Source organism: Nostoc sp. EspVER01, assembly GCF_034530635.1.
GTDB lineage: Bacteria > Cyanobacteriota > Cyanobacteriia > Cyanobacteriales > Nostocaceae > Nostoc.
The window spans coordinates 38573-54214 of record NZ_JAVRCS010000008.1; the positions used below are offsets into that span (position 1 = coordinate 38573).

Sequence of the window (15642 nt, forward strand, 5' to 3'; positions counted from 1 at the left end):
CCCCCACCTTGCGGCAGGGGATTTAAATTACTTATCTACAAAACTAGCAGCCGAAATTAACCGAACTTACCAGCAGTAGAAGCAATCAAGAATGCTGCGTAAGTTACGACGTAGCCAACAGTGAAGTGAGCTAGACCAACTACACGAGCTTGAACAATGGACAGAGCAACGGGCTTGTCTTTCCAGCGAACTAGGTTAGCTAGAGGAGTGCGTTCGTGTGCCCAAACAAGGGTTTCAATCAACTCTTGCCAGTAACCTCTCCAGGAGATTAAGAACATGAAGCCAGTAGCCCAAACTAGGTGTCCAAATAGGAACATCCAAGCCCAGACAGACAGGTTATTCACGCCGTAGGGGTTGTAACCGTTAATCAACTGAGCAGAGTTAGCCCAGAGGTAATCGCGGAACCAGCCCATGAGATATGTAGAGTTCTCATTGAACTGAGCTACGTTGCCTTGCCAAATACCTAGATGTTTCCAATGCCAGTAGAAGGTCAACCAACCAATGGTGTTGAGCATCCAGAATGTAGCGAGGTAGAAGGAATCCCATGCTGAGATGTCGCAAGTACCGCCACGACCGGGGCCGTCACAAGGGAAGGCATAGCCGAAGTCCTTTTTATCGGGCATCAGCTTAGAACCACGGGCATCCAAAGCACCTTTGACCAAGATCAACGTGGTGGTGTGCAGACCTAGAGCGATCGCATGGTGAACCAAGAAGTCGCCAGGGCCAATTGTCAAGAACAGGGAGTTAGTACCAGCATTGATGGCATCTAACCAACCTGGAAGCCAAACGTTAGCGTAGTTAGGCCATGCTGTGTAAGCAATACTATCGGGGTTAGATAGCAAAGCATCTAAACCGTACAGTACTTTACCGTTAGCAGCTTGGACGAATTGAGCAAATACTGGCTCAATCAAGATTTGCTTTTCAGGAGTGCCGAAAGCAACTACTACGTCATTGTGTACGTACAAACCAAGGGTGTGGAAGCCCAAGAAAAGGGATACCCAGCTAAGGTGGGAAATAATCGCTTCTTTGTGCTTCAGCACGCGGTCAAGTACGTTGCCTTTATTTTGTTCTGGATCGTAGTCACGTACCCAGAAGATTGCTCCGTGAGCAAAAGCACCAAGCATCAGGAATCCAGCAATATACTGGTGATGCGTGTACAACGCTGCCTGAGTTGTGTAGTCCTTCGCAATAAATGCGTAGGAAGGCATGGAGTACATGTGCTGCGCTACCAGGGAAGTAACAACACCTAGCGCTGCTAAGTGCCATCCCAATTGGAAGTGCAGGGAGTTGTTGTAGGTGTCGTAGATACCTTGGTGAGGTAGGTTGAACGGGCCTTCAACAGGAATACCAAAGAAACTCTTGGCATTTAATGCTTCTTTGAGACTGTGACCAATCCCAAAGTTTGTCCGGTACATGTGACCAGCAACGATGAATAAAACTGCGATCGCTAGGTGGTGATGAGCGATGTCAGTCAGCCACAAAGCTTCTGTCTGGGGATGGAAACCACCCAAGAAACTCAGAATTGCAGTTCCTGCACCTTGCGATGTCCCGAAGATATGTCCAGGAGTGTCAGGGTTTTGAGAGTAAACACCCCAGTTGCCTGTAAAGAATGGTGTCAAACCGGCTGGATGGGGTGGGGTATTCAGGAAGTTATCCCAACCTACGTGCTGACCGCGAGCTTCGGGGACAGCAACGTGAATTAAGTGACCAGCCCAAGCCAATGAACTAACACCAAACAAACCTGCTAAGTGGTGGTTTAGGCGATGTTCAGCGCTCTTAAACCATGCCAAGCTAGGACGGTACTTGGGTTGCAAGTGCAGCCAACCAGCAAACAGTAATACAGCAGCGAATAATAGCAAGAACACTGAACCGTTGTACAGTTCGCCGTTATTCCGCATACCGATGGTGTACCACCAATGGTAGAGACCAGAGTAGGTAATGTTTACCGGATTGCTAGCGCCCGCTTGGGTAAAAGCTTCGATCGCTGGTTTACCAAAGTGGGGGTCCCAAATCGCATGGGCGATGGGACGGATGTGAAGGGGATCTTTAATCCACTGTTCAAAGTTACCTTGCCAGGCCACGTGGAACAGGAGGCTGGATGCCCACAGGAAGATGATTGCCAAGTGACCGAAGTGAGTTGCGAAAATCTTTTGGTAAAGATTTTCTTCCGTCATGCCATCATGGGTTTCAAAATCGTTGCCTGTAGCGATCGCATACCATATCCGACGAGTCGTCGGATCCTGTGCGAGATCCTGGCTAAATTTCGGAAATTTTGTCGCCATAGGTTTAATAAATCCTCTGACCTTTAGCCATCAAATACCAGCGTTTTGAGTCCTGAGTTTTGAGTCCTGAGTTCTGAGTTTTGAGTATTTTCTCAGCACTCAGCACTCAGCACTCAGCACTCCACAACTGATTGCTACCCTACTGAAAGGATGTGTGCATGGAAGAATGCCCAGGTTGTGGCAATTCCTCCCAAGAGGTAGTGAGCTACCCCTACAGCCCGACCCTGAATAATGCTCAGAGCGCGAGGCTGAATTGCTGGTGCTACCTTCAGTTTGTTATGCGCCCAAACAATGGACTCAATCAGTTCTTGCCAGTAGCCGCGACCACTGAACAGGAACATCAAGCTGAATGCCCAGACAAAGTGAGCGCCTAAGAAGAGTAGACCATAGGCAGATAGCGCGCTGCCATAGGAATTGATGACTTGTGTAGCTTGTGCCCACAAGAAGTCTCGTAACCAACCGTTGATGGTAATGGCGCTTTGGGCGAAGTTACCACCAGTGATGTGAGTTACTGTCCCATCTGCATCTACGGTTCCCCAAACATCTGATTGCATCTTCCAGCTGAAGTGGAAAATTACAATAGACAGGGAGTTGTACATCCAGAAAAGTCCGAGGAATACGTGATCCCAACCAGAGACTTGACAGGTACCGCCACGACCGGGGCCGTCGCAAGGGAAGCGGAAGCCCAAGTTTGCCTTGTCTGGAATCAGACGAGAGCTACGGGCGTACAGTACACCTTTGAGCAGAATTAGGACGGTGACGTGAATGGTGAAAGCGTGAATGTGGTGAATTAGGAAGTCCGCTGTGCCCAAAACAATGGGTGCAGCTGCCACTTTACCGCCAACAGCCAAGACACCGCCGCCAAAGACATAGCTAACTGGTTCTAGGGCATTAGGTGCAGTTGTACCAGGAGCCAAGGCGTGGATACCTTGTATCCACTGGGCAAATACTGGCTGCAATTGAATCCCTGTATCAGAGAACAAGTCTTGAGGACGACCCAATGCACGCATTGTGTCGTTGTGGATGTAAAGTCCAAAGCTATGGAAGCCAAGGAAAATACACACCCAGTTCAGGTGAGAAATAATCGCGTCACGGTGACGAATCACCCGATCCAGCAAGTTGTTTTGATTCACAACTGGATCGTAATCCCGCACCATGAAGATCGCAGCGTGAGCCGCTCCACCAACAATCAAGAAGCCACCAATCCAAATATGGTGAGTGAATATGCACAACTGTGTAGCGTAATCAGTTGCCAAATATGGATAGGGGGGCATCGCGTACATGTGATGCGCGATGATGATGGTCAGCGAACCCAAGAAGGCTAGGTTAGTAGCCAACTGAGCGTGCCAAGATGTGGTCAGGTTTTCGTAGAGACCTTTGTGACCTTCGCCGGTGAAAGGGCCTTTGTGGTTTTCGAGGATCTCTTTAATGCTGTGACCAATACCCCAGTTGGTACGGTACTGATGTCCAGCAACGATAAAGAGAACTGCGATCGCTAAATGGTGATGAGCAATGTCAGTCATCCACAAGCCACCTGTTACCGGGTTCAGACCGCCCTTGAAGGTCAGGATGTCAGCATACTGACCCCAGTTCAAGGTGAAGAAAGGTGCTAAACCAGCAGCAAAGCTGGGATACAACTCGGTCAACAAGTCTTTGTTCAAGATGAACTCGTGGGGCAAGGGGATGTCTTTAAGAGCAACACCTGCATCCAAAAGCTTGTTGGTCGGATTGGACACGTGGATTAAGTGACCTGCCCATCCCAAGGAACCACAACCTAGCAGTACTTGCAAGTGGTGATTCAGCATCGACTCCACATTCTGGAACCATTCCAGTTTGGGAGCGCGTTTGTGGTAGTGGAACCAGCCGGCAAATAGGAACAAGCCTGCTAATACCAATCCACCGATCGCTGTGCAGTAAAGCTGGAAGGAGTTTGTAATCCCCCAGCCACGCCATACTTGGAACAAACCGGAGGTGATTTGAATACCGTGGAAACCACCGCCAACATCACCGTTTAAAATGTCTTGCCCGACAATGGGCCAAACAACTTGGGCACTTGGTTTAACGTTCAATGGGTCGCTTAACCAAGCTTCGTAGTTAGAAAACTTCGCGCCGTGGAAAATCATCCCGCTCAACCAAACCATCACTACGGCTAAGTGGCCGAAGTGGGCTGAGAATATCTTGCGGGATATGTCTTCTAAATCGCTTGTATGTGTATCAAAATCATGGGCGAGTGCGTGCAGGTTCCAAATCCATGTGGTGGTTTTGGGACCTCTGGCTAAGGATCTGTCAAAATGTCCAGGTTTTGCCCATGCCTCAAATGAGGTTGGAACTGGGTCATTATCAACGATTACTCTTGCCTTTTTTTCCTCTCGCTCCGGAGGACTTATTGTCATTTGACCTCCTCTCTTGATAAGGAATGAGGAATCATGAATACCACAAAGTGAACCATTACCGGATACTCAGAATTTTACTGAAGCCGCGATGAAGACCCTATGTGGAGAGTTGTTTCTCGTTGAATTATAGAGTCTTCACCTGCACTTTGTTGGAGATATTTTAACAATAATTCAAACTTGGTGGAATATTGCTGGAATTCCCGCCTTATCTGCCTTTTAACGTCAAACTATTTGTCTAAAAGTCAATAGATTAACCATTTTAATTTACAAAGAATAACAATTGGTAAGTTTTATGGTTTTGCTGTATGTGTTGGGCGTTCCAGCTTTTACTACTATTACTCATGAACATTTGTGTCATCTTTCCATTGTTGTAAGTAAAAAGCTGTAAAAAGTATGACTTATTTTAAAATCTACTGAAATAGACACAGGAAAACTTAGGCGATGTGAGGTGGATTTCACCTTTTGGGCTATAGTTCCAGATGGACAGTTTGAGCGAAAATAATCTGTCAATTGTCGAAGACTATCACTGGGTGCAACGCATGAACTCGTGGCAGAAAAGGGTGTTAGAGAAGCTCGTCCCTGAGAGGTTCCCGATTCTTAGGTGGATAATGACATTGTTGCTGGTATTAAGCTTGACCAGTTGCGGCGAGAAAGTCGCTAGCCAGGAAGTATCTAATAGCTATAGAGAAAACTCTCCACAGATTTCTCAAATTTCAAAGCAATTTTCGGAAGTTTCCCCACCATCTGTTATTCAAGAACTGCGGACAATTTTGGAAGTTTATCAGCCACAAGTGACAATTGTTACTCCAAAATCTGATGAAGTTTTTCAAGATGATAAAATTACAGCCAGTTTTCAAGTTAGGGATCTACCAATATTTAAAGACCCACAATTACAATTGGGGCCACATTTACACGTAATTCTGGATAATCAACCTTATATACCTGTTTACGACCTGAATCAGCCTTTGGTTTTGCCTGACTTGTCTCCAGGTACTCATACCCTGCGCGTCTTTGCCTCTCGTCCTTGGCATGAAAGCTTTAAGAATGAAGGTGCTTATGCCCAAACAACATTTCACGTCTTCACCAAAACCGACGACAACACCCCAGATTCTAAATTACCCCTGCTAACTTACAGCCGTCCTCAAAGCACCTATGGGGCAGAGCCAATATTACTGGACTTTTATCTAACTAACGCTCCCCTACATCTGATTGAGAAGGAAAACGCTAACGACGGATTTAGTGATTGGCGTATCCGCGTCACAATTAATGGTGAAAGTTTTATTTTCGATCGCTGGCAAGCTGTTTATCTTAAAGGTTTCCAAACTGGTAAAAACTGGATAAAGTTAGAATTTCTCGATAATCAGGGAAATCCTCTCAAAAATGCCTTTAATACTACAGTCCGGTTGATTGACTACCAGCCAAAGGGTAAAGACACTTTATCAAAAATCGTGAGAGGAGAACTCACAGCAGATGAGGTTCGGGGCATTGTAGATCCGAATTATAAACTTGTACCTAAACCCACACCTACCCCTTCTGTTGAAAAAACACCCCAAATACAACCGAAGCTAGAAAAACAGCCCATTCCTGAAACTGAAGTTCCCAAAGAATCTAAAACACAGCCAGAACAACCAGAATTGGAAGTTCCAACGGCTGTACCATCTCCCACCTTATCCCCGACACCATCAGAAATCATTGAGTCTCCGATACCAGAACCACAGCCAGAGGTAACGCCGACTCCTGAATCAACGCCGTTACCTGAAAAAGTTATCCCTCAACCAACAAAACCTAGATTTGGCGGATTTTTTAATCGTGGGGCTGGTAAAGTTCCCACACCACAAACAACTGTTGCACCATCTCCTAGTTTGCCACCCACGCTGCCAGAGATTATCGAGTCTCCAGTACCAGAAATAATTACGCCAACACCAGAACCACAGCCAGAGGTAACGCCGACTCCTGAATCTACGCCGCTACCTGAAAAAGTTGCGCCTCAGCCAAAAAAATCTAGATTTGGGGGATTTTTCAACCGTCAAACCGGCAAGACACCAACTCCACAAGTAACAGTTGCGCCATCTCCCAGTTTGCCACCCACGCTGCCAGAGATTATCGAGTCTCCAGCACCAGAACCACAGCCAGAGGTAACGCCGACTCCTGAATCAACGCCGTTACCTAAAATAAGCGCTCCCGAAACAGAAAAACCAGAGTTAACCAAAAATACTCAACTGTAACTCTTGCGCTAAAGCCTCAACAAATGCGATCGCACCTACAGGATTTCCGATATCATCCAACCCAGGACTGTAGCAAGCGATCGCTCCCTCTCCTGGTACTATTGCTACCAGTCCACCACCAATCCCTGATTTCATTGGTAGACCAATTCTGACTGCAAACTTGGCAGAAGCTTCGTACAATCCACAAGTTAACATCACAGCATTGACAATTAGGCGGTTTTGTGATTTTAAAAAGTTATTTTCACAAGCTAGCAGTTTTCCCAACAAAGCTAAATCTTCAACTCGCCCAGATATGCAGCATATTTGCTCGTAGGTATCAAGCGCTGTTTCAATATTTTCTAGATGTCCAGCTTCAGCGAGATAGTTTGCGATCGCTTCATTAGCTGTTGAGCGGGTTAATCGCACTGAAGCCAGCATTACCTCATCTAAGCTTAATTGGCAACCTGCTAATTGGTTGAGCCATTGACAAAATAAAAGAGTGCGTTGATTTGCGTCCTTTCCTGGTAACTTATCAGCGAGAGTGATTGCCCCACTATTAATCATAGGGTTGCGAGGGTGGGCGCGATCGCTAACTAATTGTTCTAAAGAATTGAAGGGTGCATCCGATGGTTCCACCCCAACCCACTTAAAAACCGTTTCTGCTCCAAAATGTTCCAGCAGATAAAGGAGAGAAAATGTCTTAATCACGCTCATTAGCGGGAAAATAGAAGCTATATCCCCAAAACTGATACTTTCACCCGATTTAAGACAGATATGAACTGCAAACCAAGCAGGATCGGCTTTAGCTAATTGCGGAATGCGATCGGCAACTTGTCCTCGTTCAACTTGGGTTTGAGCTAACTGCACCCAGGCTGATAACTTCGTAGTAGTTAGTTTTTCAAGTCCTTTCAAAGTGTAAACTTTTTAACAATTTATTTTTTAAACGGCAACTAACAGTATAGTCTGATATTAATGGCTGAATTTACCCCTAAGTGGTTACGCAAAATTAAATTATTTCTGTCATTGCAAGCGGCATGAAATGTAACGTCTCGTAGAGAAACAATTCCAAACATAACAGAATTGCCTCATTTTGCTTCGCTTTATTCACAATGACAAATGTATATAGCGTTTCCTAAGTAACTGAGGTACATCTAAATCTTTTCTAACAAAATAAGCAGCTTTAAAAACGTACCTCACCAGGTCGGGAACCCCCGGACTTAATTTTACAGTACTACTTATCACACCTCAGCATTGTTTCTAAACAACAGAACTGTATTGGAGGTAGGTTTGTGAATTTATCTAAACTGTCTAAAATTCTAGGTTTAACAACAGCATTTGCAATTTCATCACAAGCTACGTTGCTAATTCAACAAAACAAGGCTCTAGCGGATATTGATCTATCTATCCTTACATCTCTTACATCTGTACTTTATACAGGCGAATACTTATTCGCTGCCACTAATCAATACTTGATTTCACCTAATGGGGTATATAAAGCTATCCAGCAATCTGATGGAAACTTTGTTCTTTATGCTTACAACACTCGTCTGTGGGCATCAAACGTTATTGACACATCAGTTTACTACACCATAATGCAAACCGACTGCAATTTAGTCAGTTATAATTATAGTCGAAACCCTGTGTGGGCAAGTAATACAGGTGGGCTTGGTTCTAATTGTCGTCTCGAAGTTCAAAATGATGGAAACTTGGTAATTTATAGAGGTGATAATATTCCTGTATGGGCAACAAATACCAACAGATAAGCTGCCTTGTTTATACCATTTATTTATGAAGCTGCATAGAAATAACCCCACCGCCTGCGGCATCTCCTCGATGCTTTGAGAGGAGTGGAAGTGGTGTTTATGGTATACTTTGAGACTTTTCAAACATTTTTTAACTCGACTTTATTCAAAATTAAGAACTTAGTTCTCCTTAATAGAGAAAAAACCCTAACTTTTTAGCAAAAACTTTTTCGATGTCACTGAATTCACGGTGAAATCTAAATAGGACTTACACAAATTATCTCTCAAACTCTGTTTCTCCGTGCCCTCTCTCTGTGCCTCTATGGTTCGTTATTCCGTGACTCGTGCATAAGTCCTACTAAAAAGTAAAAATAATACCCCATATAGGTTTTAGCATTAGCATTAGTGCAACGACTCTGTAGGAGTATCGCGTTGCTAGAAAATGGATAAAGTCGAGCTTAATTACGAATTACCAATTAGTATGATTCCCCGTGTCAGAGCGCCAGAATTACCGCGAAATTATTTTTGGCTCAATACCGATAAACCATTGTCTCTTAAACAACTTAAGGGTAGAGTCGTAATTTTAGACTTTTGGACATACTGCTGCATTAATTGTCTGCATATTCTGCCAAACCTGAAATATTTAGAACAAAAATATAAAGATAGCCTTACTATTATCGGCGTTCACTCTGCCAAATTTGAAAATGAAAAAGAAACAGAAAATATTCGCCAAGCTATTCTGCGCTATGACATTGAACATCCAGTTGTAGTTGACAAAGGTTTTCGGATTTGGGAAGAGTATGCTGTGCGTGCTTGGCCTACGTTAATAATTATCGATCCAGAAGGTTACGTGATTGGCCAGATTTCTGGTGAAGGAAACCGTGATACTTTAGACGAGTTGATTCAAAAGTTAATTCAGCAACACCAAAACAAAGGCACAATTAATTTCCAAGAAATAAGTTTAACTTTAGAAAAACAGCGCCAACCATTAATCACACCTTTAGCTTTTCCTGGTAAAGTTCTAGCTACTCAAGCAGGTTTATTCATCGCTGACTCTGGACATCACCGCCTAGTTATGAGTAGCTTTGATGGGGAAATTTTACAATTAATTGGGACTGGACAATCTGGCTTAACCGATGGTGCTTTTAACGAAGCGCAATTCTTTGCACCGCAAGGAATGGCTTATGATGCCGAAAATCAGATTCTTTACGTTGCTGATACAGAAAATCATGCGCTACGGCGAGTTGATTTAAAGCGCCAAGTAGTCAAAACTATTGCGGGAATTGGTGAACAAAGCCGCAATATTCATCCTCATGGCGGTGCTGCTTTAGAAACCGCGCTGAATTCCCCTTGGGATTTAGTGAAAGTAGGAAATACTCTATTTATTGCAATGGCTGGGCCGCATCAAATTTGGGAAATGGATTTAGAAACTGGCATTATCAAAACTTATGCTGGTACTGGTGCAGAAGCGTGTATTGATGGTTCACTTACCGAATCTGCCTTTGCTCAACCTAGTGGTATTACTAATAATGGGCAAGAATTATATATTGCTGACAGTGAAGTTAGTTCAATTCGTGGTATTGGAATTGTCGAACCGTATCAAGTAAGAACTGTTTGCGGTAGTGGCGGTTTATTTGGTTTTGGCGATGTTGATGGACAAGGTGAAGATGTCCGTTTACAACACTGTTTAGGAGTGGAATACGCGCAGAATTTTTTGTGGGTAGCAGATACTTATAACCATAAAATTAAATTAGTTAGTCCTAGTGGGAATTGTCAAACAGTTTTGGGAGATGGTTTTGCTGGTTTACAAAATGGTCAAAGTAAAAATAGCCGCTTTTTTGAACCTTCGGGATTGAGTGCTTTGAGTTCTTTTTTATATATTGCTGATACTAATAACCATGCTATTCGTTGTGTAGATTTGGATACTTTTAAGGTGACAACTCTTCAATTTCCTGGTTTATGTGCGCCAGATGTTTGTATTCCGTAATTTTATTGAAGAAGCCAAGCCAGTCAAAATTTACAGCCGCATTATAATTAATAGCAATCCTATTTGATTTGCAAACTCCAGAGACTCAGATTCCCGACTTCTTAAAGAAGTCGGGGATCTTTTTGTTCGTAACTTATTTAGGATTGCTAAACTATCTTGAGCAGCTTGAATATCAGTACTATCACTGAATTGATGTTAATAATTACCGATTAAAATAGTTGATTACTTTAAACTATCATGCTGACAATTCCTAATTTACATTAACTACTAGGATTAATATGAACAAGATATGCCAACTATTAGACTTTGATGCTGATGTTTTGTTATTTAATAAAGATACATATATCGTTAGCAGATTCAAAGAATTGATATCTGAAAATTTTAGTCATAAATTTCGTACACCATTAAGGGAAAATCATGTTGATTTTTCAGTTTCAGGACTTTTTAAAAGACTGTGTATAAACGAAGTCAATTTTCAAGTTGAAGATATTACATGGCAATCTTCTACCGAAGGCATAAACTGTCAAGTTTTCAGAGTTGGCTCTACAGGCTGGCAATCAGGAAAACTTAGAATAAAAGCATATACAGAAATTATTTCTCCATTCATGAAGAGGGAACATGGCAACCTAAATATTACTGTAGTGTTAGAATTTTATCCTGATAATCCTAATGAACCTGAATCGCCTTTAGATGATATTCGTAAAATGATACAAGCGACATGAACACCATTCTCCATATTACCAAACGTCAACAATGGGAACAAGCAAAAAATCTTGGCACATATCGCGCTGATTCGTTAGACAGTGAAGGTTTTATACATTGTTCAAAATCTACGCAAATACTCAAGGTTGCAAAGAGATTTTTTGATAATCAAAAAGAATTGGTACTACTTTTGATTGATTCTGAAAAAGTCCAAGCTGAAATTCGCTATGAACCTGCTGAAATAGTAGAATTATTTCCTCACATTTATGGTGAGTTAAATATTGATGCTGTGTATCAGGTGATTGATTTTGAAGCTGGGGAAGATGGTTTATTTGAGTTGCCGCAAGAAGTTATAGATTTAGAATAACGAACCGCAGAGGCGCAGAGGACACGGAGAAGGAGAGGAGGAGACGCTTTTTGGTTAGAGCATTTGCTACATCTCAAATTTAATTCTCGTTCGCTAAGAGGATGTTTGAAAAGTTTTGGGCGATTGGAAATCGCGACTACACAGACGAAACCCACCTACGTGGGTTAAGAAGCTTGATTTTGTGTTAGTCCGCGCAGACGGACTTTGCTTGTGTAGGGCAAGTAATAATTTAGACTTTTCAAACTTTTCAAACAACCTCTAAGGTAAAATCAAGGTTTTGCCTTGGTAGACGTGATTTATAACGCCCTTTTAAAGTATTTCGCGCTTTACTTAAAGAACGGGAATTAATCTAGAGCAATTGTGACCGAATTTAATTTACAAATCCAAGAAAATAGCGATCGCTTGTCAACTCCACTGGAGGATGCTTTACCTAGCTTGCTTCCCCTTAAGAGTACGATACACTGCGTCAACACCAAAAGCGATCGCCTCGACCGTTACCTTTCCCAAGAATTACCAGATTTATCTCGTTCTCGCATCCAACAGTTAATCGAACAGGGTAACGTCCAACTTAACGATCGAGTCTGCACATCTAAGAAGATCAATGTCAAGCTAGGCGATCGCATCACTCTCGAAATCCCAGAAGTTCAACCTTTAGAATTGCAAGCAGAAGATATCCCCTTAGATATCCTATATGAAGACGACCAGTTACTTATTCTCAACAAACCCGCAGGTTTAGTTGTCCATCCTGCGCCCGGTCATCCAGATGGTACTTTAGTAAATGCCCTGCTGGCTCACTGTCCCAATTTACCAGGAATTGGCGGAGTCCAACGTCCGGGAATTGTCCATAGATTGGATAAGGATACTACAGGTGCGATCGCGATTGCTAAAACAGATATTGCCCATCATCATCTACAAGCACAACTGAAAGCAAAAACTGCACGACGAGAATACTTGGGCGTAGTTTATGGTGCGCCAAAAACTGAAAGTGGCACTATTGACTTGCCTATTGGTCGCCATCCCCAAGACCGCAAAAAAATGGCTGTTATGCCTGTTGAACAAGGCGGACGAGTCGCCGTCACTCACTGGAAAGTACTAGAACGCCTTGGTAACTTCACCTTAATCCACTTTCAATTAGAAACTGGACGCACCCATCAAATTCGCGTCCACAGCAGCAAAATTGGTCATCCCATTGTCGGCGACCCAGTTTATAGTTCTGGCCATTCAGTGGGTGTAAATTTGCCTGGTCAAGCACTACACGCTTGGCGACTCAAATTGCAGCATCCCCTATCTGAGGAGTTGATTGAGGTGACAGCTACTCCTCCCGCCCACTTTACAAAACTTTTAGAGATGCTAAAAAGACGAACTACACTTTAACCTCATCCACGCTTGAATCTAACCCGGTTTTAAATACATCAAGTATTGATAAAAAACCATTAACAACTAGCGTGCATTAGACATGGGATAGAGTTTGTTTCACTTAGTTATATCTAAATAAAACTCCTACATAACCCAAGACTTATGCACGCTATAAAACGATCCAATGGATGTACTAGCCAGCCACCGACCAAAAATCGTTATTTAATTCCTGACAGTTGCCGATAAGGTACAGACTTTTCGATATCGATGTTGTATGGCGAGATCCGTTGTGGAGCATTGCCAGTTGCATTGATACTTTGTGCCAAACCCAAGAATAAAGCTGGATCGCCAGCCTTGGGCTTTTGCTCTTGTGGAAGGAATCTGCGTACTTCGACCTGCCAAATGATTTGGGGGAAACCCAATTTGGCACGGTGATAATCTTCGTATCGCGGAGATTTGATGTTGAATGGCAACTCACCCGCAGACTGGGATGGCAGTATCCGACGGCGCTGATAAGGCACTGTGGAATATCCAAAATTGCTCAGGTACTCTTCAGTGTTGAGCACTTCATCAATAAAGCCTACAATCCCCTTGGTAGCGACCACAATTGACCAAGCGATTTTTTCCCGCTCGCTGTATGGATCGCGTCCTAGAACCCGCTGAATTACTTGCTCAACAAAGCGATAGTTATTGTTGAGGTCGTAGAAGCTTTTCTTAAAGGTGTTGGAAAGCACCAACCCACGAATAAAGTCCCGTACTGTAATTTGTCCATTACGGAGTTGAGACTCTAAATATGTTTCGCGATCGGCAGCAAAAGCATAAAAGAAAATTTGACGATATGCTGCTTCGATCAGATCGCCTAAATCTGACGGAGAAAGTATATTGTCTGTAGTAAAAATCCTGGGCTGCTCATCACCAGGTACTTCGTATCCAGCTACACGCTGATTTTGACTTGAAGGTTCATATTCTAACAGAGGAAGTGGCACTCTAAAGCCTCCATGTTCTTAATTAAAGTTAACAACTTTTAATCACATATTAAGGGAGTAGTTGTATCAGAACTTCAGATTCTGATAAAATTTCACGAAACTTAACTAAGCAGAATTTAAGTATTCGTAGGATAAATGATTAGTCTGCTGGATTCAACCCATAGCTAATCAATAAATAGGTAATCAGACTTCTAGCTTAATGACTACGTAAATCGACTAAAAAATTTTATTCACATATTTTAGATTAGGAGATTCAGTTTCACCTTTTTGAATTGAAGCAATAATTTTTAACATTTAGCAAAAGAAATTAATAGAATATGGGGCATTGGGCGTTAGGAGTGCTGAGTTAGGAGTTAGGAGTTAGGAGTTAAGAGTTTTGTTTATCTCCTTGTCCCCTCATCTCCCCTGCTCCCCTGCTCCCCTGCCCCCTCGGCGAGTCAGCGACCTATCCAAAATTCCAGGGGATCTATGGTTGATTTACAGTAAGGCCAACTACGCAAAGTTGCTTCCATTCCTGCCTGCCAGGAGGGTGGTTCCAATCCCAATCCTAAGCATAGATGAGATAGGATACTAGCAAACTGCTCATTGTGACCAAACTCTCCTAGATGGGCATGGGCGTATTCATGGACAACTACACCAAACCAATCTCTAGGTGCAACTCGACCAACATCTACCAGAATAGTGATTGGGTTTGTGAGAATATTGCACAGCCCATCTATGCCGAAGGATTGAGCTATGGGGACTGCAAAAATTTGGATTTGGCGACGTTCTTGGGGATGAAAGCACTCATGACAAACTTCCAGATAGGTGTTGATCTGAGCGTTTACAGCGTTAATATTCTCGCCGATCCAAGTGCAAATGGGGATGCGATCGCGCAGGTTATCAAACACATCCACCATACCCGGTTCTAGGGCAAGTCCCTGTACCAGACGCAGATAATCTTGCCCACGAGTAAAAGCATCGCTCTGCTTAAGAATCATTCACCAGCCCAAAACTGAATAAAACTGTCTTTTTTCCAGAACATCCGTCCCAAGTTTTTCTGTTACTTCTTCTGGGCTAGAAACCTCAACAGAAGTTTCAATGCGGCTTTCACTACAAAATGATGCGGTGCTAAAGCCACCAAACCGTTTGACTGTACTGGTTCGTAGTCGCATATTTGGGCTGGCGAACCAGAATCGCTCAATGGAACTCATTGTTTCGTATTCGGTTGTCAACACTAGTCCATCTTCATCATCCATGTGAAAAAGACCGACTACAGGCACTATTTCGGCGTAGCCTCTTTCGCGGAGTAATTTACCTTGCCTTGGGTTATCGCCATCAGGCACGATCGCAAATATAGTTTTCCCCTGATGATTCTCCTCACCCTCTCGATCCCAAGCCATTGTTCCTAGCCAACGCACACGCGAACCACCGACTGAAAGGCTGGGGTCAATCTCATGATACTGGCACAGTTCAATGATTTCTGGATGATCGGCATCGAGAGTTTCTACCTGTATATCCGATTCTCCTATCTCTGAGCGCTTGAACGCCAGATGATGAGTTGCACGTTGCGATCGCCACTTACCAGCACTTAGCTGAAAAAATTCCATTGCGTCTATCAATCTTCTGACTCCTACTTATTAC

General features: G+C 43.3%; 12 protein-coding genes. 6 read left to right on the forward strand and 6 right to left on the reverse strand.

Annotated features, from left to right (window positions below):
- Positions 1-56: 56 nt before the first annotated feature.
- Both psaB and psaA read right to left on the reverse strand, forming a co-directional pair.
- Positions 57-2282, reverse strand: a complete 2226-nt coding sequence (psaB, locus tag RMX69_RS09235) for a photosystem I core protein PsaB (RefSeq protein WP_069070059.1) — start codon at positions 2280-2282, stop codon at positions 57-59.
- Between the two features lie 134 nt (positions 2283-2416).
- Complete coding sequence (psaA, locus tag RMX69_RS09240) at positions 2417-4675, reverse strand: photosystem I core protein PsaA (protein ID WP_069070058.1); 2259 nt, start codon at positions 4673-4675, stop codon at positions 2417-2419.
- Positions 4676-5214: 539 nt separating this feature from the next.
- On the opposite strand from psaA, the gene RMX69_RS09245 reads away from it, so the two are divergent.
- Complete coding sequence (locus tag RMX69_RS09245) at positions 5215-6900, forward strand: hypothetical protein (RefSeq protein ID WP_322637342.1); 1686 nt, start codon at positions 5215-5217, stop codon at positions 6898-6900.
- On the opposite strand, the gene glsA is transcribed toward RMX69_RS09245, so the two are convergent.
- Positions 6877-7791: a glutaminase A gene (gene glsA, locus RMX69_RS09250; protein ID WP_322637255.1), complete on the reverse strand. Its 915-nt coding sequence runs from the start codon at positions 7789-7791 to the stop codon at positions 6877-6879. The two genes, RMX69_RS09245 and glsA, sit on opposite strands and share 24 nt — an antisense overlap.
- A gap of 377 nt (positions 7792-8168) precedes the next feature.
- On the opposite strand from glsA, the gene RMX69_RS09255 reads away from it, so the two are divergent.
- The 5 genes from RMX69_RS09255 to RMX69_RS09275 all read left to right on the forward strand — a co-directional run bounded on the left by RMX69_RS09255 (position 8169) and on the right by RMX69_RS09275 (position 13051).
- A complete protein-coding gene (locus tag RMX69_RS09255) occupies positions 8169-8642 on the forward strand; it encodes a hypothetical protein (protein ID WP_289795380.1) in 474 nt (157 codons plus the stop codon).
- Positions 8643-9102: 460 nt separating this feature from the next.
- Positions 9103-10608: a thioredoxin-like domain-containing protein gene (locus RMX69_RS09260; protein ID WP_322637343.1), complete on the forward strand. Its 1506-nt coding sequence runs from the start codon at positions 9103-9105 to the stop codon at positions 10606-10608.
- 278 nt (positions 10609-10886) lie between these two features.
- The gene (locus RMX69_RS09265; RefSeq protein WP_322637256.1) at positions 10887-11330 is read left to right on the forward strand and encodes a KGK domain-containing protein; all 444 of its coding nucleotides are present in this window, start codon (positions 10887-10889) and stop codon (positions 11328-11330) included.
- Positions 11327-11677, forward strand: a complete 351-nt coding sequence (locus RMX69_RS09270; protein ID WP_322637257.1) for a DUF952 domain-containing protein — start codon at positions 11327-11329, stop codon at positions 11675-11677. The genes RMX69_RS09265 and RMX69_RS09270 overlap by 4 nt, the downstream gene beginning before the upstream one ends.
- Positions 11678-12133: 456 nt before the next feature.
- On the forward strand, positions 12134-13051 hold the full coding sequence (locus tag RMX69_RS09275; protein WP_289799901.1) for an RluA family pseudouridine synthase: 918 nt from the start codon (positions 12134-12136) through the stop codon (positions 13049-13051).
- Positions 13052-13251: 200 nt separating this feature from the next.
- Here the strand turns inward: RMX69_RS09275 and RMX69_RS09280 are convergent, their stop codons facing one another.
- From RMX69_RS09280 to RMX69_RS09290, 3 genes are all read right to left on the reverse strand, one after another.
- Positions 13252-14019: a phycobilisome rod-core linker polypeptide gene (locus tag RMX69_RS09280; protein ID WP_289795381.1), complete on the reverse strand. Its 768-nt coding sequence runs from the start codon at positions 14017-14019 to the stop codon at positions 13252-13254.
- Between the two features lie 437 nt (positions 14020-14456).
- On the reverse strand, positions 14457-14999 hold the full coding sequence (locus RMX69_RS09285) for a hypothetical protein (RefSeq protein ID WP_322637258.1): 543 nt from the start codon (positions 14997-14999) through the stop codon (positions 14457-14459).
- Positions 15000-15617 carry a phycobiliprotein lyase gene (locus RMX69_RS09290; protein WP_094349981.1) on the reverse strand — a complete coding sequence of 206 codons (618 nt, stop codon included), beginning with the start codon at positions 15615-15617 and terminating at the stop codon, positions 15000-15002. It abuts the gene before it with no gap.
- Positions 15618-15642: the final 25 nt, after the last annotated feature.

Bases quoted from the DNA above. Each gene is read 5' to 3' on its own strand.
- psaB (WP_069070059.1), bottom strand. From the start codon at position 2,282: ATGGCGACAAAATTTCCGAAATTTAGCCAGGATCTCGCACAGGATCCG.
- psaA (WP_069070058.1), bottom strand. From the start codon at position 4,675: ATGACAATAAGTCCTCCGGAGCGAGAGGAAAAAAAGGCAAGAGTAATC.
- RMX69_RS09245 (WP_322637342.1), top strand. From the start codon at position 5,215: ATGAACTCGTGGCAGAAAAGGGTGTTAGAGAAGCTCGTCCCTGAGAGG.
- RMX69_RS09260 (WP_322637343.1), top strand. From the start codon at position 9,103: ATGATTCCCCGTGTCAGAGCGCCAGAATTACCGCGAAATTATTTTTGG.
- RMX69_RS09265 (WP_322637256.1), top strand. From the start codon at position 10,887: ATGAACAAGATATGCCAACTATTAGACTTTGATGCTGATGTTTTGTTA.
- RMX69_RS09270 (WP_322637257.1), top strand. From the start codon at position 11,327: ATGAACACCATTCTCCATATTACCAAACGTCAACAATGGGAACAAGCA.
- RMX69_RS09285 (WP_322637258.1), bottom strand. From the start codon at position 14,999: ATGATTCTTAAGCAGAGCGATGCTTTTACTCGTGGGCAAGATTATCTG.